The organism is Hafnia sp. (genome assembly GCF_036648275.1).
In the GTDB taxonomy this organism is placed as follows: domain Bacteria; phylum Pseudomonadota; class Gammaproteobacteria; order Enterobacterales; family Enterobacteriaceae; genus Hafnia; species Hafnia alvei.
Map to the genome: position 1 here is coordinate 91,068 of NZ_JAVXIQ010000003.1, position 26,742 is coordinate 117,809.

General features: G+C 51.5%; 22 protein-coding genes. 7 read left to right on the plus strand and 15 right to left on the minus strand.

Annotated elements, in window-relative coordinates; translation table 11 throughout:
* Positions 1 to 3: 3 nt before the first annotated feature.
* From malQ to glgP, 6 genes are all read left to right on the plus strand, one after another.
* Positions 4 to 2,166 carry a 4-alpha-glucanotransferase gene (malQ, locus tag RSC70_RS04565; RefSeq protein WP_332541908.1) on the plus strand — a complete coding sequence of 721 codons (2,163 nt, stop codon included), beginning with the start codon at positions 4 to 6 and terminating at the stop codon, positions 2,164 to 2,166.
* 343 nt (positions 2,167 to 2,509) lie between these two features.
* Positions 2,510 to 4,738, plus strand: a complete 2,229-nt coding sequence (gene glgB, locus RSC70_RS04570; RefSeq protein ID WP_332541836.1) for a 1,4-alpha-glucan branching protein GlgB — start codon at positions 2,510 to 2,512, stop codon at positions 4,736 to 4,738.
* The gene (gene glgX / locus RSC70_RS04575) at positions 4,722 to 6,701 is read left to right on the plus strand and encodes a glycogen debranching protein GlgX (RefSeq protein WP_234618692.1); all 1,980 of its coding nucleotides are present in this window, start codon (positions 4,722 to 4,724) and stop codon (positions 6,699 to 6,701) included. Before glgB ends, glgX begins: the two co-directional genes overlap by 17 nt.
* 63 nt (positions 6,702 to 6,764) lie before the next feature.
* Positions 6,765 to 8,048 (plus strand): glucose-1-phosphate adenylyltransferase, encoded by a 1,284-nt coding sequence (gene glgC / locus RSC70_RS04580; RefSeq protein WP_025799356.1) that lies wholly within the window; start codon positions 6,765 to 6,767, stop codon positions 8,046 to 8,048.
* A 77-nt stretch (positions 8,049 to 8,125) separates the two neighbouring features.
* Positions 8,126 to 9,556, plus strand: a complete 1,431-nt coding sequence (glgA, locus tag RSC70_RS04585; RefSeq protein WP_130998184.1) for a glycogen synthase GlgA — start codon at positions 8,126 to 8,128, stop codon at positions 9,554 to 9,556.
* Positions 9,557 to 9,650: 94 nt separating this feature from the next.
* Complete coding sequence (gene glgP / locus RSC70_RS04590; protein WP_332541837.1) at positions 9,651 to 12,098, plus strand: glycogen phosphorylase; 2,448 nt, start codon at positions 9,651 to 9,653, stop codon at positions 12,096 to 12,098.
* Positions 12,099 to 12,221: 123 nt separating this feature from the next.
* Here glgP and glpD read toward each other — a convergent pair whose 3' ends face one another.
* From glpD to glpE, 6 genes are all read right to left on the minus strand, one after another.
* Positions 12,222 to 13,706: a glycerol-3-phosphate dehydrogenase gene (gene glpD / locus RSC70_RS04595; protein ID WP_282807593.1), complete on the minus strand. Its 1,485-nt coding sequence runs from the start codon at positions 13,704 to 13,706 to the stop codon at positions 12,222 to 12,224.
* Positions 13,707 to 13,948: 242 nt separating this feature from the next.
* Positions 13,949 to 14,347, minus strand: coding sequence for a type II TA system antitoxin MqsA family protein (locus RSC70_RS04600; protein WP_130971711.1), 399 nt, complete (start codon positions 14,345 to 14,347; stop codon positions 13,949 to 13,951).
* Positions 14,334 to 14,645, minus strand: a complete 312-nt coding sequence (locus RSC70_RS04605) for a type II toxin-antitoxin system MqsR family toxin (protein WP_332541839.1) — start codon at positions 14,643 to 14,645, stop codon at positions 14,334 to 14,336. The genes RSC70_RS04600 and RSC70_RS04605 overlap by 14 nt, the downstream gene beginning before the upstream one ends.
* Positions 14,646 to 14,900: 255 nt before the next feature.
* Positions 14,901 to 15,659 carry a DeoR/GlpR family transcriptional regulator gene (locus tag RSC70_RS04610; protein ID WP_025799366.1) on the minus strand — a complete coding sequence of 253 codons (759 nt, stop codon included), beginning with the start codon at positions 15,657 to 15,659 and terminating at the stop codon, positions 14,901 to 14,903.
* Between the two features lie 46 nt (positions 15,660 to 15,705).
* Entirely contained in the window at positions 15,706 to 16,542 is an 837-nt protein-coding gene (gene glpG / locus RSC70_RS04615) for a rhomboid family intramembrane serine protease GlpG (protein ID WP_332541840.1), read from the minus strand.
* A gap of 48 nt (positions 16,543 to 16,590) precedes the next feature.
* Positions 16,591 to 16,920, minus strand: a complete 330-nt coding sequence (gene glpE / locus RSC70_RS04620) for a thiosulfate sulfurtransferase GlpE (protein WP_040046471.1) — start codon at positions 16,918 to 16,920, stop codon at positions 16,591 to 16,593.
* A gap of 273 nt (positions 16,921 to 17,193) precedes the next feature.
* Here glpE and RSC70_RS04625 point away from each other — a divergent pair, with 273 nt between their 5' ends.
* Positions 17,194 to 17,625, plus strand: coding sequence for a hypothetical protein (locus RSC70_RS04625; protein WP_332541841.1), 432 nt, complete (start codon positions 17,194 to 17,196; stop codon positions 17,623 to 17,625).
* 134 nt (positions 17,626 to 17,759) lie between these two features.
* Here the strand turns inward: RSC70_RS04625 and ugpQ are convergent, their stop codons facing one another.
* The 9 genes from ugpQ to livH form a co-directional block, all read right to left on the minus strand.
* Positions 17,760 to 18,518, minus strand: coding sequence for a glycerophosphodiester phosphodiesterase (gene ugpQ, locus RSC70_RS04630; RefSeq protein ID WP_046360074.1), 759 nt, complete (start codon positions 18,516 to 18,518; stop codon positions 17,760 to 17,762).
* Between the two features lie 33 nt (positions 18,519 to 18,551).
* Entirely contained in the window at positions 18,552 to 19,628 is a 1,077-nt protein-coding gene (locus RSC70_RS04635) for a sn-glycerol-3-phosphate import ATP-binding protein UgpC (protein WP_234618317.1), read from the minus strand.
* Between the two features lie 4 nt (positions 19,629 to 19,632).
* Positions 19,633 to 20,478 (minus strand): sn-glycerol-3-phosphate ABC transporter permease UgpE, encoded by an 846-nt coding sequence (gene ugpE / locus RSC70_RS04640; protein WP_025799379.1) that lies wholly within the window; start codon positions 20,476 to 20,478, stop codon positions 19,633 to 19,635.
* Entirely contained in the window at positions 20,475 to 21,362 is an 888-nt protein-coding gene (gene ugpA / locus RSC70_RS04645; protein ID WP_025799382.1) for a sn-glycerol-3-phosphate ABC transporter permease UgpA, read from the minus strand. The genes ugpE and ugpA overlap by 4 nt, the downstream gene beginning before the upstream one ends.
* 89 nt (positions 21,363 to 21,451) lie before the next feature.
* Positions 21,452 to 22,771 carry a sn-glycerol-3-phosphate ABC transporter substrate-binding protein UgpB gene (gene ugpB, locus RSC70_RS04650; RefSeq protein ID WP_442904250.1) on the minus strand — a complete coding sequence of 440 codons (1,320 nt, stop codon included), beginning with the start codon at positions 22,769 to 22,771 and terminating at the stop codon, positions 21,452 to 21,454.
* A 192-nt stretch (positions 22,772 to 22,963) separates the two neighbouring features.
* On the minus strand, positions 22,964 to 23,665 hold the full coding sequence (livF, locus tag RSC70_RS04655; RefSeq protein WP_040046465.1) for a high-affinity branched-chain amino acid ABC transporter ATP-binding protein LivF: 702 nt from the start codon (positions 23,663 to 23,665) through the stop codon (positions 22,964 to 22,966).
* Positions 23,666 to 23,667: 2 nt separating this feature from the next.
* Positions 23,668 to 24,438 (minus strand): high-affinity branched-chain amino acid ABC transporter ATP-binding protein LivG, encoded by a 771-nt coding sequence (gene livG, locus RSC70_RS04660; protein ID WP_332541844.1) that lies wholly within the window; start codon positions 24,436 to 24,438, stop codon positions 23,668 to 23,670.
* Positions 24,435 to 25,706 carry a high-affinity branched-chain amino acid ABC transporter permease LivM gene (locus RSC70_RS04665; protein WP_130985195.1) on the minus strand — a complete coding sequence of 424 codons (1,272 nt, stop codon included), beginning with the start codon at positions 25,704 to 25,706 and terminating at the stop codon, positions 24,435 to 24,437. Before RSC70_RS04665 ends, livG begins: the two co-directional genes overlap by 4 nt.
* The gene (gene livH, locus RSC70_RS04670) at positions 25,703 to 26,629 is read right to left on the minus strand and encodes a high-affinity branched-chain amino acid ABC transporter permease LivH (RefSeq protein ID WP_234618320.1); all 927 of its coding nucleotides are present in this window, start codon (positions 26,627 to 26,629) and stop codon (positions 25,703 to 25,705) included. Before livH ends, RSC70_RS04665 begins: the two co-directional genes overlap by 4 nt.
* Between the last annotated feature and the right edge of the window lie 113 nt (positions 26,630 to 26,742).

Genomic DNA, 26,742 nt, shown 5'->3' on the forward strand with positions numbered 1-26,742 from the left:
CCAATGGAACAAATAACGGAGCATCAGCAGGCCGAGCGGAAGCTGCTGGAAAGTCTGGCGGCGGAAGCCGGTATCGCGGCCAGCTATATCAATGCTCATGGCAAACAACAGGCGATCAGTGCGGAAACCAAGCAGCGCCTGCTGGAAGCGATGCATCCATTTACGCCGACTCAGGTCGGCTCACCGGTTCCGCCGGTGATGGTGTTTACCCAAGGACGCCCATGCATTCTCAATCTCCATACCACCGGAGAATACACCTGGGCGCTCGCGTTAGAAGCCCACTCGTCTGACAAACCAGCGCATAGCGGCACTAATCGCCAAGAGAATCTACAAGGGAATCTCCAAGGAAAAATACAGCGACGCAAAACGCTGACTCTGCCCCGCGATCTACCGCTGGGCTATCATCAGCTCACGTTAAGTGATGAAACGCAGCAGTGGACTTGCCAGATTATCGTGACACCTCAACGCTGTTATGAGCCAGACGCCTTGCTGACTGGCCGTAAACTTTGGGGTGCCTGCGTACAGCTTTATACGCTGCGGTCTGATAATAATTGGGGCATCGGCGATTTCGGCGATCTCAAACAGATGGTGCTAAACGTGGCGAAGCGTGGAGGGGCGTTTGTCGGCCTCAATCCGATCCACTCGCTCTACCCTGCTAACCCAGAAAGCGCCAGCCCCTACAGCCCATCCTCGCGTCGCTGGTTGAACGTGGCCTACATTGATGTCAATCAAGTGGAAGAGTTTAAGCTCAGTGACGAAGCACAAGCGTGGTGGAACAATACCGAAACGCAGCGACGCCTAAGCGAAGCTCGCGCCAGCGAATGGGTCGATTATTCCAGCGTTATCTCACTGAAGATCAATGCGCTACAGCGCGCATTCCCCGCATTTATCCAGCAGAAAAGCAGCAGTAAGCGCCTGAAAGCGTTCCGTCAGTTTGTTGAACAAGGCGGTCATAGCCTGTACCAGCAAGCGGCGTTCGATGCATTACATGCGCATCTGAATGCCCAAGATCCCACCATGTGGGGCTGGCCAGTATGGCCAGATAATCTGCGCAGCGCAGACAGCAGCGGCGTAGCCGATTTTTGCCGTCAGCACGCGGATAAAGTCGATTTCTTCCTCTGGCTGCAATGGCTCGCGTACAGCCAGCTTTCAGAATGTTTCGAAGTTTGCCAGCAACAAAAGATGCCGATTGGTCTGTACCGCGATCTCGCCGTTGGCGTAGCCGAAGGTGGCGCTGAAACCTGGGGTGAAACCGGGCTGTATTGCCTGAAAGCCTCGGTAGGCGCACCGCCGGATATTCTTGGCCCACTGGGGCAAAACTGGGGGCTTCCGCCGATGGATCCCCACGTTATGGCTGCGCGGGCCTATCAGCCGTTCATTGATATGCTGCGTGCTAACATGACCTGCTGCGGCGCATTACGTATCGATCATGTGATGTCGATGCTGCGCCTGTGGTGGATCCCCTATGGCGAAACCGCCGATAAAGGCGCCTATGTGCGCTATCCGGTTGATGATTTACTGGCCATTTTAGCGCTAGAAAGCCAGCGCAATCAGTGCATGGTTATCGGTGAGGATCTCGGCACGGTGCCCGTTGAAATCATCGCTAAACTGCGTGATTGTGGCGTCTACTCCTACAAAGTTCTCTATTTTGAGCACGATCAGGAAAACAGCTTCCGCGCACCGCAGTCATACACCGTACAGGCGATGGCAACCATCACCACCCACGATCTGCCAACGCTACGCGGCTATTGGCAAGCCGATGATTTACATTTAGGCAGGGAGCTGGGGCTTTATCCCGATCTTGAGGTGCTGAGAAAACTGCATCAGGATCGCGAGGCAGCTAAGCAAGGATTGCTGGATGGCCTGCATCAATACGGCTGTATACCGCAAAAGGTTGGACGCCGAGCTGACCGCTTAGCCATGAGTCCGGTTCTCAACCGTGGTTTGCAGCGTTACGTGGCGGATAGCGCCAGCGCTTTACTGGGTCTACAGCCAGAAGATTGGCTGGATATGGAAAAGCCCGTCAATATTCCGGGTACCAGTGACCAGTATCCTAACTGGCGGCGTAAGCTTACCCAAACCCTAGAGCAGATGTTTAGCGATCCTGATATTAATCTGCTTATCAGCGATTTAGATAAACGCCGCCGCAAGGTTTCGGCGGCTTAACTCAGCGTCTCTGCCAATAGACCGTGAAAACCATTTTCGCGGTCTACTTTTCCGCTAATTCTTTTTTCCCATTCGTTATCACAAAAAATAACCCTCCGTTTAGCAAATGTATCTAGAAAAGCTGGCTATGCTTAAAAATGGTTAATTTATAAGTTAGCCACCCAATAAAAAAGCCAGCAGGCGGTGATGCTGTAGCGATTTGTGCCTTTGTGTTTTTACTCAAAAATTATCGAGTAACACTCACAAAAAATATTCTGAATGGCGGGCATGATGTCTATTAGCAATTATTCAGAAACGAATGATTGAATGATGGATTCATGCTGTGAATCTAAGGAAGAATGCCATGTCCGTACTTCCCAGCAGTCAAATGCTGCAACAGCTTCTAGCGGGTCATTGTGCTGACCCTTTTTCTATCTTAGGCATGCATCAAACCTCCAAAGGTTTGGTGGTACGCGCTCTGCTGCCTGATGCAACGTCCGTACAGGTGCTCGACCGAAAAACAACGCGTATGGTTGCTCAGCTTGATCTGATCGACGAACGTGGTTTTTTTACTGGCCTGTTGCCGCGCCGTAAAAATCCGTTTGATTATTTGCTCAACGTCGCGTGGAACGATCATCAACAAATCATCGAAGATCCCTACCGCTTTGGCCCTTTACTCGGCGAAGTCGATAATTGGCTGCTCACCGAAGGCAAGCATCTACGCCCCTATGAAAGTTTAGGTGCCCACCCCACGCATCTGGCTGATATCAGCGGCGTCAGCTTTGCCGTTTGGGCACCGAATGCGCAGCGGGTTTCCGTGGTTGGTGAATTTAATTTTTGGGACGGCCGCCGCCATCCCATGCGTATCCGACAAGAGAGCGGCATTTGGGAGCTTTTCATTCCCGGCGTTCAGGCGGGGCAGCTGTATAAATTCGAGCTTATCGATGCGCATGGAAACACCGTGCTTAAAGCCGATCCCTATGCCTTTGAAGCGCAAATGCGCCCAGACACCGCTTCGCTAGTGACGCCATTGCCAGACAAAGTTCCGCCAGATGAAAAACGCAGCGCGGCTAATCAGCTCAACGCACCGGTTTCCATCTATGAAGTGCATTTGGGCTCATGGCGACGCCACAGCGATAACAACTTCTGGCTCAGCTATCGTGAAATGGCGGAACAGCTGGTGCCCTACGTCAAAGACATGGGCTTCACTCATATCGAACTGCTGCCGATTAACGAACACCCATTCGATGGCTCATGGGGCTATCAGCCGCTGGGCATGTACGCGCCAACCCGCCGTTTCGGTACGCCAGAAGACTTCCGCTACTTTATGGATAAAGCCCATGAAGCGGGGCTCAACATACTGCTGGATTGGGTTCCCGGCCATTTCCCTAGCGATACTTGGGGGCTGGCAGAGTTCGACGGCACCGATTTATATGAATATTCAGATCCGCGTGAAGGCTATCATCAGGACTGGAACACGCTGATTTATAACTATTCCCGCTACGAAGTACGCAATTTTTTAGCCGGAAACGCGCTGTACTGGATGGAGCGTTACGGCATTGACGGCCTGCGCGTAGACGCCGTTGCGTCGATGATCCACCGCGATTACAGCCGCAAAGAGGGAGAATGGATCCCAAACTGTTTCGGCGGAAACCATAACCTCGAAGCCATCGATTTTCTGCGCTATACCAATAAAACCATCGGCGAACAGCGCCCCGGCGCCGTCACTATGGCAGAAGAGTCCACCGACTTCCCCGGCGTTACACTGCCGCCCGACGCCAACGGTCTAGGCTTTCACTACAAGTGGAATATGGGCTGGATGCACGACACGCTGGACTACATGAAGCTCGATCCGGTCCATCGTAAATATCACCATAATTTAATGACGTTTGGCCTGCTGTACGCATGGAGTGAAAACTTCGTCCTGGCGCTGTCGCATGACGAAGTCGTGCACGGCAAGCGCTCCATGCTCGACAAAATGCCCGGCGATGCATGGCAAAAATTTGCCAACCTGCGCGCCTACTACGGTTTTATGTGGGCTCATCCGGGCAAAAAACTGCTGTTTATGGGCTGTGAATTTGCCCAAGGCCGCGAATGGAATTTCGAGACCAGCCTTGACTGGCATTTGCTGGAAGGTGAAGACAACTGGCACAACGGCGTACAGCGTCTAGTGCGCGATCTCAATCATTGCTATCGCGACTATCCAGCGCTGCATCGCTGGGATTGTGATGCGCGCGGTTTCCACTGGCGCGTCGTCGACGATCATGAGAATTCGGTGTTTGCCTTCGTTCGCCGCGATGAAACAGGCAACGAAGTTTTGGTTGTCAGCAACTTCACGCCGGTACCACGCGAGAATTATCGCATCGGTGTTGAGCATGCAGGGCACTATCAAGAAATCATGAACACCGATTCTTACTATTACCACGGCAGTAATTTTGGCAATCAGGGTGGCGTCGATAGCCAATCCGTTGGCAGCCACGGCTGTCAATATTCTATCGAGATCGCCGTGCCACCGCTGGCAACGCTCTATTTACAGCTAGCGCCTCAACCAGCGCCATCCTCGGAGGCTGTGTCTGATGCTAAAACCCGGTAATCCGGGCCCGTTGGGAGCCCACATCACGCCTGAAGGCGTTAATTTTGCGCTCTTCTCGTCTCACGCGACGCGGGTTGAGCTCTGCATTTTTGACAAAACTGGGCATCAGGAATCCTACGAGCTTCCAGCACGCAGCGGCGACGTTTGGCACGGGCTGTTACCTGGGGCAAAAGCGGGGTTGGAATATGGTTATCGCGTTCATGGCTCGTGGCGTCCTGAAAAGGGCCAGCGCTTTAACCCCGCTAAATTACTGATCGATCCTTACGCTCGCGAACTCACGGGCACATTGCCGTTGGACGATCGGTTGTGTGGCGGCCTACACGAGCCAGACTGGCGGGACGACCGTGACGTCGTTCCACACTGCATCGTGCATGAAGAAACCTACGATTGGGAAAACGATCGCCCCCCTCATGTTTTATGGGGGGATACCGTGATTTATGAAGCTCATGTGCGCGGACTTACCCAGCAACATCCTGGGATTCCAAAGGAATTACGCGGCAGCTACGCCGCCCTCTCACATCCAGTGATGATTGAATACTTGAAGCGATTGGGTATTACCGCGTTGGAATTGCTGCCGGTGCAACTGCATGCCGATGAGCCTCGTCTACAGAAAATCGGCCTAACCAACTATTGGGGCTACAACGTTCTCGCCCCTTTTGCCATCGAGCCTAGCTTTCACTCTGGCCGCAGCAAAACTACCGCGCTGAGTGAGTTTCGCGACGCGGTCAAAGCGCTACACGCCGCCGGAATTGAAGTCATTCTGGATGTGGTGTTTAACCATACCGCCGAGCTGGACGAAACCGGCCCGATGGTGTCATTGCGCGGCATCGATAGCCGCAGCTATTACTGGCGAAACGCGCAGGGTGCGTTAGAAAACTGGACTGGCTGTGGCAACGCGCTGAGGTTAACGCAGCCGCATAGCGTGCAGTGGGTCATGGACTGTCTGCGCTATTGGGTTGAAGAGTGCCATGTGGATGGTTTTCGCTTTGATCTAGGCACCGTGCTTGGGCGCAACGCTGATTTTCATCGGCATGCGCCGTTGTTTATTACCATCGCCCAAGATCCTGTTCTCTCTCGGGTGAAGTTCATCGCCGAACCGTGGGATATCGGCCCTAATGGCTACCAGCTTGGGCATTTTCCTCTCACCTTTTCGGAATGGAACGATCGTTATCGGGATGAAGTTCGTCAGTTTTGGTTGCAAGGCTCTATCAGCGCAGGCGCGTTTGCAGAGCGTTTTGCGGCTTCAAGCCAGTTATTTCGCCATCACGGGCGCGCGCCGTCGTCGAGTATCAACCAAATCACCGCTCACGATGGCTTTACCCTGCACGATTTAGTGAGTTTTAACGACAAACACAATCTGGCGAACGGCGAGGAAAACCGCGACGGCACTAACAGTAATTACAGCAACAACCACGGCGTGGAAGGGATAGACGCCGATGAAGACGTTCAGCGCCGAAGAAGCCGGAGCCAGCGGGCGTTGCTCGCCACGCTACTGCTCTCACAAGGCGCACCGATGATTCTGGCCGGTGATGAAATGGGCCACAGTCAGCAAGGCAATAACAATGCGTACTGCCAAGACAATGAAATCGCTTGGCTAGATTGGTCCTGCGCAGATACCGCGTTAACGGAGTACACCGCCTCGCTGATTCAGCTGCGCAAGCGCATTCCCGCGCTCTGCGCCAACCGGTGGTGGGATGAAAACGATGGCAACGTTGTCTGGCTGAATGCCCATGCGCAACCGCTCACGCCCGATGAATGGCAGGCTATCGCTCCGTCACTGCTACAGATTCAGCTATCTGGCGACTGGTTAATGATCGTGAATCCAGCGCAGAACGACGCAGAGGTTTGCCTTCCTACGGGTCATTGGCAAGCGTCTGCGCCATTCAACGCATTGGATACCGTAAACAACACTGAACGCGTGGTCATGCCTGCACACAGCATATGCGTACTGATTCGTTCATAGCCCTACAACGCGCAGTCCAAGGCCTAAAGAGCGGACTGCACGCATAAAAACAAGGAGTCAGAAATGGTTAAGTCAGAAAATCAGAACCAGTTGATGTTGGCCCGTCAATTACCTCAGCAGTCTGTGGCCCTGATTCTGGCAGGTGGCCGCGGCTCTCGCTTGAAGGATCTCACCAAAACGCGTGCGAAACCGGCCGTTCACTTTGGCGGTAAATTTCGTATCGTCGATTTTGCGCTATCAAACTGCATCAACTCAGGCATTCGTCGCATTGGGGTAATCACCCAATATCACTCGCATACCTTGGTGCAGCATATTCAGCGTGGCTGGTCATTCCTGAACGAGTCAATGAATGAGTTTGTCGATCTCCTGCCCGCTCAGCAGCGCGATGCCTCAGAACACTGGTACAAAGGAACCGCCGATGCGGTGTACCAAAATCTGGATATCATTCGGCGCTATGATGCTGAATTTGTGGTCATTCTGGCTGGCGACCATATCTACAAAATGGACTATTCGCGCATGCTGATCGACCACGTGGAGAGCGGTGCCGAATGTACCGTGGCCTGTATCCCCGTGCCGCGTAGTGAAGCGAGCGAATTTGGCGTGATGGAAGTTGGCGACGATCACCAGATATTGAAGTTTCTGGAGAAACCACAGAATCCACCCGCTATGCCCGGCAATGAAGACATGTCGCTCGCCAGCATGGGTATTTATGTGTTTAACGCAGAATATCTTTATCAGCTGCTGGAAGAAGACATGAGTCTCACGGATTCCTTCCACGACTTTGGTAAAGACCTGATCCCCAAAATTACCGCGCAGGGAAAAGCGTGGGCGCATCCCTTCACGCTTTCTTGCGTCACCAGCACCGACGAGCACGACGTTGCCCCGTACTGGCGCGACGTTGGAACCTTGGACGCCTATTGGCGCGCCAATCTCGATTTAGCTTCGGTCACGCCAGAACTCGACATGTACGACAAACGCTGGCCAATTCGCACCTATATGGAATCGCTGCCGCCCGCCAAGTTCGTTCAGGACCGCTCAGGCAGCCACGGGATGACCATGAATTCTCTGGTGTCGGGCGGCTGCATTATTTCCGGCTCCGTGGTCGTTCACTCGGTGCTGTTCCCTCGGGTTCGCGTTAATTCGTTCTGCACCATTGATTCATCTGTTTTATTACCTGACGTCAACATTGGCCGCTCATGCCGCCTACGCCGCTGCATTATCGACCGCGCCTGCGTTCTGCCTGAAGGCATGGTGATTGGAGAAAATGCAGAAGAAGACAGCAAGCGTTTTTACCGTTCTGAAGGCGGGGTTGTCTTGGTCACGCGCGAAATGCTGGCTCGTTTATGAGATGAAATTTTGGGTGTGACTCCCTGCAAACAGAAAGGCTGACGGGAGCTCGCGCCCAATTTGACTGAGGACTACCGATGTACGTATTGCACGTCTGTTCCGAACTGTTTCCCCTGCTAAAAACAGGTGGATTAGCCGACGTTGTCGGTGCAATGCCTGCTGCGCAAATTGCTCAGGGAGCGAATGTCCGCGTTCTGCTCCCTGGTTTTCCGGCGCTGAAAGAGGGTATCCCTGAAACACATGAAGTCGCTACGCTGGATACATTCGCCGGTCGCGTTACGCTACGCTTTGGTCATTATCAGGGCGTTGGTATCTATTTGATTGATGCCCCGCATCTTTATGACCGCCCCGGCAGCCCGTATCACGATCAGGCGATGTATGCCTACTCAGATAACCATCGGCGTTTCGGTTTGCTGGGATGGGTTGCGGCAGAGCTGGCCAGCGGCTGTGATCACTATTGGCGTCCACAGGTAGTTCATGCTCATGATTGGCATGCAGGCCTTGCCTGTGCTTATCTGGCGGCGCGTGGTCGCCCAGCTCGCTCTGTATTTACCGTGCACAATCTTGCCTATCAGGGCTTATTTTCTGCCCATCACATGGCTGAGCTGTATCTACCGCAGGATTTCTTCCAGATTTATGGGCTGGAATTCTATGGCCAAATCTCATTCTTAAAAGCCGGGCTATTTTACGCCGATCACGTCACGACGGTCAGCCCTACCTATGCGAAAGAAATCACCCGCCCTGAATTCGCCTATGGCATGGAAGGACTATTACAGCAGCTTGAACGGGAAGGCAGGCTCAGCGGTATTCTCAACGGGGTTGATGATGCTATTTGGGATCCCGCGACCGATAAACTCATCGCCAACTGTTATCAGCGGGAAAATCTCAAAGAGAAGGCGCTAAACAAACAGCATCTGCAAACCGCCATGGGGTTAGACGTCGATCCGGAGAAACCGATCTTTGCGGTTGTCAGCCGTTTAACCAGCCAAAAGGGATTGGATTTGGTGCTTGAAGCGCTGCCCACGCTATTAAACGGCGGCGGACAGCTGGCGCTTCTCGGCGCGGGCGATGCTCCTTTGCAAGAGGCATTTCTGGCCGCTGCAGCTGCCTATCCCGGTCAGGTTGGCGTGCAAATCGGCTATCACGAAGCCTTTTCGCATCGAATCATTGCGGGTGCCGACGTTATTTTAGTTCCGAGCCGCTTTGAGCCCTGCGGGCTAACCCAGCTATACGGACTTAAATACGGCACCCTGCCATTGGTGCGCCATACCGGCGGCTTAGCCGACACGGTGAACGACTGCTCGCTGGAAAATCTCTCCGAAGGCAGCGCCAGCGGTTTTGTCTTTAATGACTGTGATGCCAAAGATTTGTCGAATGCGCTACGCCGCGCCTTTGTTCTCTGGACGCGGCCAACGCTGTGGCGCTACGTGCAGCGCCAAGCCATGGCGCAAAACTTCAGCTGGGAAAAAGCGGCCGTGAGCTATATGGATCTCTACCACCGACTTTAGCCAGATACAGAATTCATCGGCATTGATGGTGCCAATTGCATGACTTGCCATCGATGCTGTAACCCATATTTTTCATTATCGGGGTGTACTGATTATGACTTCACCGTTTAGCTATACTTCGCCCGTTGTCAGCGTCGAGGCGCTTAAACACTCGATTGCTTACAAACTGATGTTTGTGGTTGGTAAAGATCCGTCCATCGCCAACCAGCATGACTGGTTAAACGCCACGCTATTCGCGGTGCGAGACAGAATGGTCGAGCGCTGGCTGCGTTCCACACGCGCTCAGTTCTCACAGGATGTACGTCAGGTTTACTACCTTTCTATGGAGTTTTTGCTTGGCCGGACGCTTTCTAACGCCTTAATGGCGATGGGTGTATATGACGAAACCAAACAAGCCTTAGATGAAATGGGGCTCGACCTTGAAGAGCTTATCGATGAAGAGATCGACCCGGGTCTTGGCAACGGTGGTCTTGGTCGGTTAGCGGCCTGTTTTCTGGATTCTATGGCGACGCTCGCCCTACCGGCACGCGGCTACGGTATCCGCTATGAATACGGTATGTTCAAGCAGAACATCGTGAATGGACAGCAGGCGGAATCACCCGATAACTGGCTGGAATACGGCAATGCGTGGGAGTTCGTGCGGCATAACACGCGCTATCGAGTTCGGTTCGGTGGCCGTATTCAGCAAGAAGGCAATCGCGCCCGCTGGTTGGAAACTGAAGAAGTGCTGGCGCTGGCTTTTGACCAAATTATTCCAGGCTTTGACACCGATGCGACTAACACTCTGCGTTTATGGTCAGCGCGCGCCAGTAGCGAAATCAATTTAGGTAAGTTTAATCAGGGCGATTACTTTGCCGCAGTGGAGGATAAAAACCACTCGGAAAACGTGTCTCGCGTGCTCTATCCGGACGATTCAACCTATTCAGGCCGTGAGCTGCGCCTGCGTCAGGAGTACTTCCTCGTCTCCGCGACGGTGCAAGATATTCTCCATCATCATTGGCAAACGCATCACACCTTAGAGAATCTCGCCGAGAAAATTGCCATTCACCTGAACGATACTCATCCGGTGCTTTCGATTCCTGAATTGATGCGGCTGCTCATTGACGATCATAAATTCACGTGGGAAAAAGCGTGGTCCATCGTGGTGCAGGTTTTCTCCTACACCAACCATACGTTAATGAGCGAAGCCCTCGAAACGTGGCCGGTAGACATGTTGGGCAAAATTTTACCGCGCCATCTACAGCTTATTTTCCAGATCAACGACCATTTCCTGAAAGACGTGAAAGAGCAATATCCTAATGATGATGCGTTGCTGTCACGCGTTTCTATTATCGATGAAACCAATGGGCGTCGCGTGCGTATGGCGTGGTTGGCGGTGATTGCCAGCCATAAGGTAAACGGCGTATCTGAGCTGCATTCCGAACTGATGGTGCAATCGCTGTTTGCCGATTTTGCTCGCCTATTCCCGAACCGTTTCTGTAATAAAACTAACGGCGTAACGCCACGTCGCTGGTTGGCTCTGGCTAACCAACCGCTGTCAAAAGTGTTGGATGAAAACATCGGACAGAGATGGCGCACCGACTTAAGCCAGCTTAATGAGCTGTTAGCACACATCGACTACCCTACGTTCATTCGTGGTGTGCAACAGGCCAAACTGCACAATAAAAAGCAGCTCGCCGTATACGTCGCGCAAAAGCTTAATGTGGTGCTAGATCCTAATGCGCTATTCGACGTGCAGATCAAAAGGATCCACGAATATAAGCGCCAATTGCTGAACGTGCTCCATGTCATCACCCACTACAATCGTATCTTGCAAGATCCTGAAAACGATTGGACACCACGGGTGAAGATCTTTGCCGGTAAAGCCGCCTCAGCCTATTACAACGCCAAGCAAATCATCCATTTGATCAACGATGTAGCGAAAGTGATCAACAACGATGAGCGCATCAAAGGCAAGCTCAAAGTTGTTTTCATCCCTAACTATGGCGTCAGTTTGGCTCAGATGATTATTCCAGCCGCCGATCTTTCAGAACAGATTTCTACCGCGGGCACCGAAGCATCGGGTACCAGCAACATGAAATTTGCGCTCAACGGTGCATTGACCATCGGTACGTTAGACGGCGCAAACGTGGAAATGCTCAAGCACGTAGGTGAAGAGAATATCTTTATCTTCGGCAATACCACCGAGCAGGTTGAAGCACTGCGTAATAATGGCTATAACCCGCGCCAAATCTACGAACAGGATCCTGAGCTAAACCAAGCACTCACCCAAATTGCGACGGGCGCATTCAGCCCTGAAGATCCACGCCGCTATGCAAGCCTCTTTGATTCATTGGTGAACTTCGGCGATCACTATCAGCTACTGGCGGATTACCGTAGCTATATTGATACACAGGATAAAGTGGATGAGCTTTATAAAACGCCAATTGAATGGACGCACCGCGCGGTGATGAATATCGCCAATATGGGGTATTTCTCGTCTGACCGAACGATTCAGGAGTACGCGGATGAGATATGGAATATTAAAGCGGTGAAATTGTAGAGAACGAAGAAAAGACCCCCTCCCAACCTCCCCCTTCGCAGGGGGAGGAGCAGATCGAGGATCTTTCAACCATCACCGAACAGTTCCCTCCCCTGCGAAGGGGAGGGTTAGGGTGGGGTCATGTTATGACTTATGCTTTGCCAGCCACTGCGCGACGCGCTGTTTCTGGGCATCATCCAGCCACATACCTAACTTGGTACGGCGCCAGATCGCATCATCAAGCTCAACCACCCACTCTTCGGCAACCAGATAACGTAGCTCAGCCTCATACAGATGATGGCCAAAGTGCTCGCCCAGATCTTCCAGCGATTGTGCGGTTCCGATCAGTTGTTCAGCGCGAGTGCCGTAAGTGCGTGCGTAGCGGCGGGCTAACGCTTCCGGCAACCACGTAAAGCGGCGACGCAGCTGCGCGGCATAGCTATCACGATCGGTGCCTAAATCGCCCCCCGGCAATACACCATTTTTAGTCCATGCAGGACCACAGTTATCGTAATAACCAGACAGTTTCTCTAGCGCATGTTCAGCCAGTTTGCGATAGGTGGTGAGCTTACCGCCAAATACGGAAAGCAGCGGCGCTTTGCCATCCTGATCGTGCACGTCGAGCGTATAGTCACGGGTGATCGCCTGTGGCGAATCTGATTCGTCATCACACAGCGGACGCACACCGGAATAAGTCCAGACGATGTCGTCTTTGCTCAACTGTTTCTTGAAGTGATCGTTATAAACCTTCAGCAGGTAATTCACTTCATTATCATCAATCTTCACATCATGCGGATCGCCGTTATATTCCACGTCGGTAGTCCCGATGATAGAAAACTCATCCATCCACGGGATCACAAAAACAATACGATGATCTTCGTTTTGCAGGATATAAGCCTGCGGCTGATTATGGACACGAGGAACCACAATATGGCTGCCTTTGATAAGACGGATACCATAAGGAGATTTCAGCTCCAATCCATTATCGAAGAAATGTTTTACCCATGGGCCGGTGGCATTCACCAGACCTTTGGCACGCCAGGTAAAGACTTCACCCGTATCTGCGTTTTTGGCTTCAACCACCCACAATCCATTTTCACGATAGGCGCGAGTGACCTGAGTGCGAGTGCGAACTTCACCACCGCGCACCACCACTTCTTGCGCGTTTAACAGCACCAAACGAGCATCATCAACCCAGCAATCTGAATACTCAAACCCACGCGTTAAACTGGATTTCAAGACTGATTCAGGGCCAAAGCGCAGGCCTTTGCTGCTTGGTAAGCTGGTACGTTTACCCAAATGATCGTAAAGGAACAGGCCTGTACGGATCATCCAAGCTGGGCGCAAATGTGGCTGATGTGGTAAGCGGAAACGCATCGGGAAGGCGATATGCGGCGCAAGTTTCAGCAGAACTTCACGCTCTGCCAAGGCTTCGCTCACCAAACGAAACTCATAGTGCTCCAGATAGCGCAGGCCACCGTGGATTAATTTGGAGCTCGCAGATGACGTGGCACAGGCCAAATCTTTAGCCTCCAGCATCAGAACGGAAAGCCCGCGTCCTGCCGCATCCGCAGCGATACCGGCACCGTTAATGCCACCACCGATAACGATCAAGTCTTTGGTTTCCACTTTCCCCTCCGGATGCTCGAAACAGTTCTAATTTTGTCGTTGATGATAGAAAAACAATCGAATAATGTTCGTTTGCGAGCATTATAATACTCACAAACAAACATTAGCGCCAGAAATTAACCAAACAAAAACATTTCAGCGTGATGAAGATAACAGTTAAGAGATAATAAAATTACATACTGTGTGGGTATTAGGAAGTATAGCCGCCCAAGCTGATAAGCTTAGGCGTCGAAAGAGGAAGGTTAGTTACGAATTTCTTCGAGCAATTCTGGATACTTATCAAGCAGTTTTAACAGCTTGATGGTCGATACATGGGGCAGCGCCTTGCCCGTTTCGTAGCGCGAAAACGCGTTTACACCGCCACCAAAGATCTCACCCGCTTCACTTTGGGAAAGGTTCAGCTTTTTTCGCATCGCCACCACATACTCAGGATCGATGATGGAAGCATTAACCTGCTTGTTGAACTCCGTCAAAATGCTGTCGATACGCAGAGACTCTTCTTTAAAAATCACGCCTTCACCGCAGTCTAAGCACCAATCAGCCCCCACAGCTTTAACCACTGTAGACTGCCCTTTATAGGTAAATGGGATGTCACGGTAATCTTTAATCGTATTTTTCGAACCACATTCAGGGCAGTGCATGATTTAACTCCTTAAACGAAACGATGAGAACATCATCAACAACCGTTAATTTCACATAGAGAGACACCTTGTCCAGATGGCAATGGTAAACATCCTGCCAGATGCGATGGTCATCGTAAGTTGTCATACTCTTATAAAACTCTTGAGGCGAAAGCTCACAGACAACGCGATACATATCAGCTAGGCCAAAATGCATCAGTTCAGCATCGCGGTGCGCTGATTTGGTTATCCTAACCATCCCCTTCCCAAGCAAGTTCCGTACCTTTTCCAAGCTACAATGCGGCGTTCGCTTCTCCATCTGCTCTCCTTAGCAATATAACCTAATAGGTTAATTTTATCGATTAATAAACCATCAATAACAATTTATTGGAGCTTAAAATTGACTCAAGGACAGCCGCACGTAACTGCGAAACCGATTCAGAGAAATTCGCGAGACTTACAGCGCTGCAAGCGCTTTTGGAATCTAGGGCACATTAAAAAGCGAGGGGAAAAGGCAAAGCAAAACGCACAGACCAAACTGGCTCTGTGCGTTTAGAAATAGAGAGGAAAAGGCTTAGCAGATTTCGAGCTGAACTTCGTGCTGCTCGATGATTTTCTGAATACTGGCCGGTGGCTGTTCATCGGTGAACAGGTAATCAATGAGATCCATGTTGCCTAGATTCACCATCGCATTACGACCAAATTTAGAGTGATCCGTAACTAAGATTACGCAGCGTGAGTTTTCGATGATAGCGCGCTTGGTGCGCACTTCATGGTAATCAAACTCCAGCAGTGAGCCATCCATATCAATACCGCTGATACCGAGAATGCCGTAATCCAAACGGAACTGAGAGATAAAATCTAGCGTAGCTTCACCCATGATGCCACCGTCACGGGTTCTCACTTCGCCACCCGCCAGTATCAACCGAAAATCTTCTTTGCCCATCAGCAAAGTAGCAACGTTGAGGTTATTGGTGACGACACGCAAATTACGATGATTTAGCAATGCATGCGCGACCGCTTCCGGCGTGGTGCCAATATCAATAAACAGCGTGGCACCGTCGGGGATCAGGCTGGCAACGTGCTGCGCAATACGCGCTTTTTCCGCCGACCACATGATTTTGCGATCGTGATAAGCCGCATTCACCGAGCTGGATGGCAGTGCTGCGCCACCGTGATGACGCTGAATTTTGTTTTGCTCCGCCAAGTCATTCAGATCGCGGCGAATCGTCTGCGGGCTCACCGCAAAGTGCTCGACCAATTCCTCCGTGCTCACATATCCTTGCTGGCGAACGAGATCGATTATCGCGTCATGGCGCTGTGTCTGCTTCACATCAATTCCCCTGAGTTACCGGATGTCCGGCGGTTAGACGTTGCTCTTACGCTGATGTCTTGCGCTGATGATGAGCATCCCAAAATGCCATCAACAATCCAATCACTAAGCCTGCAATATGCGCACCGTTTGCGACCGACATTCCAAACCATTCAAAATGTCCGGCCACCAGCCATAGCACTGAAAAAACCATCAGGCCACGTGGCATGTTAATACCCATTTGCGGAGCTCGTTCACCGCACCACCACACATAGCCCATCAATGCATACACGACGCCAGACAGGCCACCAAAATTAGAACCACTAAACAGTGACTGCGCCCAGCCGCTCATAAAGGCCGCAACTAACGCAATTTGCAACAGTTTGCCAGCACCTAAGCGTTTCTCAACCTGCCCGCCAAGATACCACCACCACATGAGATTAAAGATGATATGCACCGCAGAGAAATGCAGAAACGCATGGCTAACCCAGCGCCAAACCTGAAAGTATTGGCTTGAATCTGCGGGCCACGCCAGCCAGTTCATGACTGTCTCATCGCCCAATAGCAGCATTAACAAATAGACCACCACGCAGATTGCCGTGATCCCAACCGTTAAGGGGCCGGTCTGTCGGGTAAAGCTTTTCAGGTAGCTAAAGCTGCCATATTTCAAGCCGCTGTGCGTTGATCCCGCATGCCAGCTGGCTGCCTGATAACGCGGATGTAAAGGCTCTTGCAGAAAACGTGCAAGCTCTTGTTCAACCTGCGCCTGTTGGGCATCGTCGGCGAGCCACAGCACAACTTCGTCGTTGTGCACTTCTAGCTCTAAACGCACGCCCTGCGTCGCCATATAATCAATAAACGCCTGCGCCAGCCTTGGGTTAGGCAGGGAAATAATACGAACCATGAATACCTGCTTGTTAAAATGGGCACCATACTTGATGCCTAATAGGCGCTACAGGGATGAGCTCTCGACCTGCTGCGGATAAGCACGGGCCCATGCTTCAAATCCGCCATCGATGCTGTATACCTCTTCAAATCCTTGGTGCAGCAAATACTGTGCTGCGCCACGGCTGCTATTACCGTGATAGCACATCACCATCACCGGTGTATCGAATTCATTGTTTTGCATAAAGTTTTGCAACGTCTCATTGGTCAGATGAAATGCGCCTTCGGCATGCCCAGCGGCATAGCTCTGCGGATCGCGAATATCAACCAACGCGACACCCGATTGTTGTAACTTTTGCTGTGCCTGCTCAACTGAAATAACGACAAACTGTTCCATAACACCATTCCATTACTGTATTCAAATTGCCCGCATTGTAACGAACATGTTACTGACAAAAAACCGCATTAAGCATATGGAATTGTTGCTAAAACCGTGGAACACAACAACCTAAAGACCACCAAGAGATTGCGGTTTTTAGCCAGAAATGCAAGAACTAAACGAGCGATTCCGAAAATTCATGGTATTTATTCGCTCATTTTTCCCTTCTCTTGCCACGCAAACCAAGGCGAAATGCCATAGACTTAAGGGAATAGCATCACAGGAGGTCTTATGAAAAACCTAATTCGTGCTGTGCTCCCCGCCCTGTTACTTTCGCCATTGTCACTTTTTTGCAGTGCAAATGCCTATGCGCAGTCGGCCGTCATACAGCAGCAACAGCAAATGATCCAACAACAGCAACAAGGTTTCCAAAACCAAAACAACAGCTTCAATCAACAGCAGCTGCGTAATACGCAAACTCAAATCCAGCGAGATAACCAAGCGCAGCAGATACACCAGGTGAATGAAAACATGCGTCTGAATGCCGATCAGCAGTGGCAGAATAACAATCAGCAACGCATGCTCAATAATCAGAATCGCCAGCAACGTCAACAGCAGCTACAACTTAATCAGATGGATCAGCAGAAAAAAGTGAATAATCAAAGAATGCTGAACCAGCAGAATACCGTGGATCAGAATAGAAAAAATAACGGTGGGCAGTAGGTCGTATATATTGAATGACCCCCTCCCAACCTCCCCCTTAGCAGGGGGAGGAGCAGATCGAGATTCTTACAAACATCACCGAACGGCCCCCTCCCCTGCGAAGGGGAGGGCTGGGGTGGGGTCAGCTCTCCAATTTAAACGGATTCACGATCTGCAAAATCAGCACCAATCACATCAATTTTATCAGTACAGATGCAATCAACACCCCAATCCAGCAGCAATCGGGCGCGTTTCGGGTTATTCACCGTATACACCAGAATACGCAGCCCCGCAGCTTTGATATCCGCAACGCGTTCCGCCGTTAGCTCATTGTGATCGATATGCAATGAAACGCAGCCTAAGCGCGTGGTTAACGCCAACCACTCTTCATCCCATGTTTCAAGCAGCAAACCACGTGGCAATTCAGGAACAGCCTCTTGCGCCGCGGCCAATGACTCAACCGAAAAAGAGGAGAGCAAAGGCGGAACTGGGTGCGTTGCCCACAGCGTTTTTGCAGCCAACGCAACGACGCGGCCTGTTTCACGCTCAACGCCAGTCGTTGGTTTAATCTCAATATTCGCCGCTAGGCCAAATTCACGACAGCGATCGGCAACCTGAGAGAGCAGCGGCAAAGGTTCGTCGCGAAACGCGCGACCAAACCAGCCTCCGGCATCGAGACTCACCAATTTTTCCCAAGGCAAATCACCGGCGACGCCCCAACCGTTAGTGGTGCGTTCTAGATTATCATCGTGCAGCAAAAAAATTTGCCCATCGGCGCTGAGCTTGGCATCAAACTCAATCATTTTATGCCCATACTCCGCGCCAATATCAATGGCCGCTAAGGTGTTCTCTGGCGCCAATTTGCCACCACCGCGGTGGGCGATAATTTTTGGATAGGGCCAATATGTTGTCATCTTTTACTCCGCCATAAAGGCTTTACTTCTGGTTCACGGCTCGATGCGCAAACCGGTTGTTATATCGAAGAAATGCAGGTTTTCCTGTGGCAAAACCAATCGCAGCTCGCTTCCTGACTCAGGCAGGATTTGATGCGGCAAGCGCAGGATCACACCATGTTCACCCCACTGCCCGTGCGCTAGATTATCGGCGCCCAGCAGCTCCAGCGTCATTACCGTAAACGAGTTTCCAGCTTCTGCTTCAGCCGCACGACGCAGATGTTCAGGGCGAATACCAAGCGTCAGCGTTTGCCCTGCCAGCTTGCTCAGTGGGTGTTCAAAACACAGCTGCGGGCCATTGTTAACCTCGAACGTCAGTCCGTCGGCGCTAATCTGACCATCAAGCAGATTCATCGCAGGCGATCCCATAAAACCAGCGACAAAACGACTGGCCGGACGATGATAAATCTCGGTCGGCGTTCCTATCTGCTCAGCGACACCCTTGTTAAGCACAATCACGCGCTGGGCGAGCGTCATGGCCTCAACCTGATCATGCGTCACATACAGGCTGGTCGTTTTTAAGCGGCGGTGCAACTGTTGCAGCTCAAGACGCATCTGAACGCGCAGTTTTGCATCAAGATTGGATAACGGTTCGTCAAACAGGAATACCGCGGGCTCACGCACGATTGCGCGCCCCATCGCGACTCGCTGGCGTTGCCCGCCGGACAACTCGCTTGGCTTGCGGTTTAAGAGCGGCTCTAATTCAAGAATGGCCGCCACTTCTTCTACCTTGGTGCGAATGAGTTCTTTGCCCAAACCACGAATTTTCAGGCCATAGGCCATGTTATCAAATACGCTCATGTGCGGATAAAGCGCATAGTTTTGGAACACCATCGCCACGCCACGATCTTTAGGTTCTTTATGCGTCACGCGGTCGTCATCGATATAAATATCACCGCCGGTCGTTTCTTCAAGCCCAGCGACCATCCGCAACAGCGTCGATTTCCCACAGCCTGACGGGCCAACCATCACGATGAACTCACCGTCGGCGACATCCAAATCGATACCTTTGATTATCGCATTCTTGCCGTCATAGCTTTTGCTAACGGTCTGTAATTTTAAACGTGCCATTCAGTTATTTCTCGCTATCAACCAGACCACGGACGAACCAGCGCTGCATGCCCAATACCACCAACAGCGGAGGTAATAGCGTCATCAGCAATGCGGCCATCACAAGTTGCCACTGCGTTGCACTTTCTCCACTGGAGATAGCGCTTTTGATACCCGCAACCGCCGTTCCCATTGAGGGATCGCTGGTTATCAGCAGCGGCCAAAGATATTGATTCCACCCATAGATAAACGTAATGACAAACAGCGCCGCTAAATTCGTTTTAGAGAGAGGAAACAGTACATCGCGGAAAAAGCGCATCGGCCCAGCACCATCGATACGCGCAGCCTCTAGCAGCTCATGCGGTAGCGTCATAAAAAACTGTCGGAATAAAAACGTGGCGGTTGCCGAAGCCATCAGCGGCAGAGTTAATCCCGTGTAGCTATCCATCAGATTTAGGTTTGCCATCACTTCTACCGTAGGGAAAATCCTCACCTCGACCGGCAGCATTAAGGTTATGAATATCAACCAGAAGAACAGGTTACGCAATGGAAAACGGAAATAGACAATGGCAAATGCTGAAAGCATCGACACCGTAATTTTCCCCACCGTAATCACGAGCGCCATAATAAAGCTATTCATCAACTGAATGCCAAACGGCGCTCCAGCGCTGCCTACCCCCTGATGCCAAACCTGCGAAACGTTATGCCACAGTTGGGAGCCGGGGATCAGCGTCATCGGTACGTCGAACACCTGTTGCTTATCAAGCGTTGCGGCAACGAACGCCACATACAGAGGGAATAAAATCACCATCACGCCCAACACCAGCATAATGTGACAAAACACATCTAGGCCTTTGCGGTTCTCAATCATTGGTAACGTACCTTACGCTCAACGTAGCGGAATTGGATCAGGGTTAACGCAATGACCATCAGCATCAGAACCACCGACTGCGCAGCTGAGCTGGAAAGATCGAGCCCCGCAAATCCTTCACGGTAGATTTTATAAATCAGCGTCGTTGTGGATTGCCCTGGACCACCGCCGGTGGCTGCATCAATAACCGGAAAGGTGTCGAAGAAGGCGTAAACCAGATTAACCACCAGCAAGAAGAAACTCACCGGAGAAATCAGCGGCAACACAATATGAAAGAATCGACGAATCGGCCCCGCACCGTCGATGGCGGCAGCTTCAAGCAAAGACTTAGGAACAGACTGTAATGCGGCGAGGAAAAACAAGAAGTTATAGCTCACCTGTTTCCATACCGAGGCCAGCACCACCAAAAACATGGCCTGACCGCTGTTTTGTGCATGGTTCCAGTTATAGCCCATCGCGCCAAGAAAATGCGATACCAACCCCAGCCCCGGATTAAACAAAAACATCCACAGCACGGCAGCGATAGTGGGCGCAACCGCGTAAGGCAAGATAAACAAGGTTTGATAAATGCGGCGGCCACGCAAAACATGATTCACCAGCGCGGCAAAAAATAGCGACAGCACCAAGCCAAAAAACGTGACCAAGCCACTAAACCATAACGTGGTACGAAACGCGCCCAAATAGTAGGGATCGTGCCAAAGCGAAACAAAGTTTTGCCAACCGACAAACTCACTGGAGAGACCGAAAGGATCAAGGCTTTGTACCGAATACCACAGCGCTTCACCCGCAGGCCACAGGAAGAAAATCGCGGTGATTAAAAGCTGTGGAGCCACCAGCGCATAGGGCAACCAGCTGCATTTAAACGTGGGAGTTAGGGAACTCATAACACCTCAAAATTTGCTACCAGATACAGACACCAGCCAATCGCCCCATCTTTAAGGCGATTGGCAAGGTAGAACAAAAACTACTTCAGCTACTTCGCCGATTTTTCAAAGCGCTCTAACAGCTGGTTGCCGCGTAATACCGCTTCATCTAATGCCTGTTGTGGCGTTTTCTTACCGGTCCAAACGCCCTCAAGCTCTTCATCAACCACGGTACGAATTTGCGGCATATTGCCTAAACGAACGCCCTTGGTGAACGCCAACGGTGGCTTGTTCAGCATTTGTCGCGTAGCAACATCTGCGCCCGGATTTTTATCGTAGAAGCCCTGCTGTTTAGTCAGCTCATAGGCCGCCGTCGTGATCGGCAGATAGCCGGTTTTTTGATGCCATTCGGCGGCAATCTCTGGCTTGGCTAAGAATTGGAAGAACTCCGCTACGCCTTTGTAAGTCTCAGGCTTTTTGCCGTTCATCACCCACAGGCTAGCACCGCCGATAATGGCATTTTGCGGTGCATCTTTTGCGTCGGCATCGTAGGGCATAAAGGCCACGCCATAGTTAAATTTGGCATACTGCTTAATGTTGGCAAGCGAGCCGGAAGAACCGGTCATCATCGCGCAGTCACCGTTATAGAATTTCGCCGTTGGCTCATCTTTACGGCCAAAATAGCTGAAATCGCCTTTTTTGAGCATGTCTGACAGCAGTTGAATATGCTTCACCTGCAGCGGCTTATTAAACTCTAAACGCGCCGATGGACCACCAAAGCCGTTGTTTTCAGTGGCAAAAGGAACGCCGTTCCACGCGCTAAAGTTTTCCAGTTGTACCCAGCCCTGCCAGCCAGACGCATATCCGCAGCTCATACCGCTCGCACGTAGCTTCGCCGCATCCTCTGCCAGTGCCTGCCATGTTTTGGGTGGCTCATCCGGATTTAAGCCCGCCTTTTTAAAAGCGTCTTTGTTGTAGTAGAGAACCGGCGTTGAACTGTTGAACGGCTGAGAAAGAAGTTGCCCAGAAGTATTATCGGCGTAGTAGCCTGCGACGGTTGGAACAAACTGGGATTCATCGAACGGAATACCCGCATCTTTAAATACCTGATAAACCGGCTTAATCGCCTGTTTAGCCTGCATCATGGTGGCCGTGCCGACTTCATAAACCTGCAAGATTGCCGGCGCTTTACCCGCACGGAAAGCCGCAATACCCGCCGCTAGGCTTTGCTCATAGTCGCCTTTGTAAACCGGCACCACTTTGTATTCATTTTGAGATTGGTTAAAGCGCTGAGCAAGGCTATCGACTTCAGTACCGAGCTCCGCTTCCATCGAATGCCAGAAGGGAATTTCAGTGACCGCCCACGCTGGAGCGCTGAGGCAAAACGTGACCGCTAAACTACAAATGCTGCGCTTTATTATCTTATTCATCATGCTAAATCCCCGTCGAATGAGTGTTATCACCGTAAAAGTTGAGTGATAAAGAACGTCTTATTTTCGGGATGTACCATGACATGCGCGTATGACAGAAAAATAACCGATAGGTGAAGGAAATATGACGGAGGGATGACGGTGACGAGGAAAAATCAGCCATCCTCAAATAAACGAAGATGGCTGAGAATTCTACCCGCCCAAATACGCGCTACGTACGGCGCTGTTTGCTAACAGTGCTGAACCGCTGTCTTCCAGCACCACGTGGCCGTTTTCAAGCACATAGCCACGGTCGGCCAGCTTGAGCGCCTGATTGGCATTTTGTTCGACCAGAAATATGGTCATGCCCTCTTCGCGCAGCTGTTGAATGGTATCGAAAATTTGCAGAATGATGATGGGCGCTAGGCCTAGCGACGGCTCATCGAGCAGCAACAGCTTAGGCTGACTCATCAAGGCACGCCCGATTGCCAGCATCTGTTGTTCACCGCCGGACATGGTGCCTGCGCGCTGTATACGACGTTCATGCAAGCGAGGGAACAGATCATAAACTCGAGCAATACGTTCTTGATACTGGTGACGATCGGCAAAGAAGCCACCCATCGCCAAGTTCTCTTCAACCGTCATACGCGAGAATACCCGACGCCCCTCCGGCACAATCGCTATTGCCTCGCGCATAATACGGGCCGTCTGCCAGTCGGTGATGTCTTGTCCAAGAAAATTGATGCGCCCCGAAGTCGCTCGCGGCTCACCGCATAACGTACCCAACAGCGTCGTTTTTCCTGCACCGTTTGCGCCGATAAGCGTTACGATTTCACCCTTCTGGATCTGAATACTGACGTTGTGCAGCGCCTGAATTTTTCCGTAATGAGCCGAGACATTGTCTAAAGTCAGCATAGTTACGCCTCTCCCAAATAAGCACGGATGACATCCGGATTATTGCGCACTTCTTCAGGAGAACCTTGTGCCAGCGGGGTTCCCTGATTCACCACGTAAATTCTGTCTGAAATATCCATCACCAATTTCATATCATGCTCAATCAACAGCACGGAGACCTGATGATGATTGCGTAAATCGGCGATCAGCTCGTTAAGCTCTTCGGTTTCTTTTGGGTTAAGCCCTGCGGCCGGTTCATCCAGCATCAGCAATTCAGGACGCGTCACCATACAGCGGGCTATCTCTAGTCGGCGCTGCTGACCATAGGCTAAATTCCCCGCCTGACGGTTTGAGAACTCCAGCAATCCCACGCGATCTAACCATACGGCGGCACGCTCTAGCGCATCGGCTTCAGCGCGGCGAAACGTTGGCGTTTTTAGCAGGCCCGCGAACACCCCGCTTTTCAGATGCTGATGCTGTGCAACCAGCAGGTTTTCAACCACCGTCATCTCTTTGAACAAGCGGACATGCTGGAACGTGCGTACCACGCCCATTCGTGCAATTTGCTGCCCAGCCAACCCAGCAAGCTCACGGTCGCGCAGTTTAATCGAGCCGCTGCTCGGGCGATAAAAACCGGTTAAGCAGTTAAATACCGTGGTTTTTCCCGCTCCGTTCGGCCCAATAAGAGAGACGATTTCCCCCTCATTAAGCATCAGCGCAACGTTATTCACCGCCAGCAATCCGCCAAAGCGCATGCATAAATTATTCACTAGCAACAGAGGTTTTGCGCTCATGCTTGGCCTCCTTTGCGTGGGGCGAATTTCAGCTGTGGACGTTTCATTGGCAGTAATCCTTGCGGCCGCCAAATCATCATCAGCACCATCAGCGCACCGAGCAACAGCATGCTGTATTCATTTAAATCACGCATCAGTTCACGAGACACCACCAAGATCACCGCAGCCAGAATCACCGCAAACTGCGATCCCATCCCGCCTAATACCACAATCGCCAGCACAAAGGCCGACTCCACGAAGGTGAACGATTCAGGGCTAACAAACCCCTGCCGCGCCGCAAATAAGGTTCCCGCAAAACCAGCAAACGCCGCGCTGATAGTAAACGCCGTAAGCTTGATCCGCGTTGGGCTCAGGCCTAATGAACGACAGGCAATTTCATCTTCACGCAGCGCTTCCCACGCTCGCCCAAGCGGCATTCGCAGCAGTCGGTTGATCACAAACAACGTGATGACCACCAGCAGCAATGCCACGAGATACAAGAAGATAATGCGATCGCTTGGATCATATTTCAGGCCAAAGAATTCATGGAATGACCCCCAGCCACCGTCGCGCACGCTACGGTTAAATTCCAGCCCGAAGAAAGTCGGTTTTGGGATCTGGCTGATGCCGTTTGGGCCACCGGTAATCTCCGTGTTGTTAAGCAGCAAAATACGTACAATTTCGCCGAAGCCTAACGTAACAATCGCTAAATAGTCGCCGCGCAGCCGCAATACAGGAAATCCCAGCAGCAGGCCAAAGGCCGCGGCAACGATCCCAGCAATTGGCAGGCTTTCCCAAAATCCAATGCCATAATAGTGATTGAGCAGCGCGTAGGTATAAGCGCCGATGGCATAAAAGCCACCGTACCCTAACACCAGCAAGCCAGACAGCCCGACCACGACATTCAGACCCAGCCCCAACATGACGTAGATAAGCGTCAGCGTGGCAATATCCACGGTGCCACGTGATACCACGAACGGCCAAACCACCGCAGCGATGAGGATCAGCGCCAATACCAGTTTTTGCTTTGGCGTAGAGCCATCCAAGCTTGGCAACACTAAAGAAGGGCCAGAAACTTTCTTGAGGCCTTGTTGGATCATCGGGCGCATCAATTGGAAGAAAAAGACCACCACGCAGCCTGCACCAATCCATTCCCAGCGCACAGAATCCGCCAGATTAACCACCAAATGGGTGCCATCTAGGCCAAGCTGAACGCCCATAATAAATGACGCTAGAACAAACATCGTGACGGTGGAAATAATCGCGTTAACCAGATTGAGCTGTTTCATACTTTCTCAACCTCCGGGCGCCCCAAGATGCCGGTAGGCATCACCAGCAGCACCACAATCAGCAAGGCAAAAGACACTACGTCTTTATATTCCGTACTCAGATACGCCGAGGTTAGCGCTTCCGCCACGCCTAAAATCAGGCCGCCAATCATCGCGCCAGGAATACTGCCAATGCCTCCCAACACCGCCGCAGTAAAGGCTTTCATGCCCGCCATAAACCCAATATATGGGTTAATAACGCCGTAAAATTGCCCCAGCAATACGCCAGCCACAGCCGCCATAGCGGCGCCAATCACAAAGGTCAGAGAGATAACGCGATCGGTGCTGATGCCCAACAGGCTCGCCATTTTGAGATCTTCGGCGCAGGCTCGGCAGGCACGCCCCATACGGGAATAACGAATGAATAACGTCAGCGCCAGCATGGCGAGGAACGTCACTATCCAGATAATGATTTGCATGGTGGAAATGCTGGCGGCAAAGCCGTTGCTTTCCCCTAGCGTCCATTGGCCAGTCACCAAGCGCGGCAGCGCCAGATCGCGCGAACCCTGCGTAAGGCTGACATAGTTTTGTAAGAAGATGGACATCCCAATCGCGGAGATCAGCGCAATGAGGCGTTTTGACGAGCGAACGGGCTTATAAGCCACGCGCTCAATGCTCCAGCCATAGGCACTGGTGATGACGACCGCCACAATGAATGCCGCGCCAATCAATAACCAACTGGCATCAATGCCGAGCATCATCAGCGCTGCAATCACAATAAAGGAGACATAGCTGCCGATCATATAAACCTCGCCATGCGCGAAGTTGATCATGCCGATAATGCCGTAAACCATAGTGTAACCAATGGCGATCAGCGCATAGGTGCTCCCCAGCGTTACGCCGTTGAACATCTGCTGAATGAAATAAAGGAACTGTTCTGACATACCCTATCCTTATAATGCAAGGGGGTGGCATCGATGTTCTACGCCTCTTCTTCGCAGGGAAGAGTTGGGGTTTAACAGGTAACGACTTCTGGTAACTGCTTCTAGTAATTTAG

Coding starts and splice junctions, on each gene's coding strand:
- malQ (WP_332541908.1), top strand. CDS start 4: ATGGAACAAATAACGGAGCATCAGCAGGCCGAGCGGAAGCTGCTGGAA.
- glgB (WP_332541836.1), top strand. CDS start 2,510: ATGTCCGTACTTCCCAGCAGTCAAATGCTGCAACAGCTTCTAGCGGGT.
- glgX (WP_234618692.1), top strand. CDS start 4,722: ATGCTAAAACCCGGTAATCCGGGCCCGTTGGGAGCCCACATCACGCCT.
- glgC (WP_025799356.1), top strand. CDS start 6,765: ATGGTTAAGTCAGAAAATCAGAACCAGTTGATGTTGGCCCGTCAATTA.
- glgA (WP_130998184.1), top strand. CDS start 8,126: ATGTACGTATTGCACGTCTGTTCCGAACTGTTTCCCCTGCTAAAAACA.
- glgP (WP_332541837.1), top strand. CDS start 9,651: ATGACTTCACCGTTTAGCTATACTTCGCCCGTTGTCAGCGTCGAGGCG.
- RSC70_RS04600 (WP_130971711.1), bottom strand. CDS start 14,347: ATGCACTGCCCTGAATGTGGTTCGAAAAATACGATTAAAGATTACCGT.
- RSC70_RS04605 (WP_332541839.1), bottom strand. CDS start 14,645: ATGGAGAAGCGAACGCCGCATTGTAGCTTGGAAAAGGTACGGAACTTG.
- glpG (WP_332541840.1), bottom strand. CDS start 16,542: ATGGTTCGTATTATTTCCCTGCCTAACCCAAGGCTGGCGCAGGCGTTT.
- glpE (WP_040046471.1), bottom strand. CDS start 16,920: ATGGAACAGTTTGTCGTTATTTCAGTTGAGCAGGCACAGCAAAAGTTA.
- RSC70_RS04625 (WP_332541841.1), top strand. CDS start 17,194: ATGAAAAACCTAATTCGTGCTGTGCTCCCCGCCCTGTTACTTTCGCCA.
- ugpQ (WP_046360074.1), bottom strand. CDS start 18,518: ATGACAACATATTGGCCCTATCCAAAAATTATCGCCCACCGCGGTGGT.
- RSC70_RS04635 (WP_234618317.1), bottom strand. CDS start 19,628: ATGGCACGTTTAAAATTACAGACCGTTAGCAAAAGCTATGACGGCAAG.
- ugpE (WP_025799379.1), bottom strand. CDS start 20,478: ATGATTGAGAACCGCAAAGGCCTAGATGTGTTTTGTCACATTATGCTG.
- ugpA (WP_025799382.1), bottom strand. CDS start 21,362: ATGAGTTCCCTAACTCCCACGTTTAAATGCAGCTGGTTGCCCTATGCG.
- ugpB (WP_442904250.1), bottom strand. CDS start 22,771: ATGAATAAGATAATAAAGCGCAGCATTTGTAGTTTAGCGGTCACGTTT.
- livF (WP_040046465.1), bottom strand. CDS start 23,665: ATGCTGACTTTAGACAATGTCTCGGCTCATTACGGAAAAATTCAGGCG.
- livG (WP_332541844.1), bottom strand. CDS start 24,438: ATGAGCGCAAAACCTCTGTTGCTAGTGAATAATTTATGCATGCGCTTT.
- RSC70_RS04665 (WP_130985195.1), bottom strand. CDS start 25,706: ATGAAACAGCTCAATCTGGTTAACGCGATTATTTCCACCGTCACGATG.
- livH (WP_234618320.1), bottom strand. CDS start 26,629: ATGTCAGAACAGTTCCTTTATTTCATTCAGCAGATGTTCAACGGCGTA.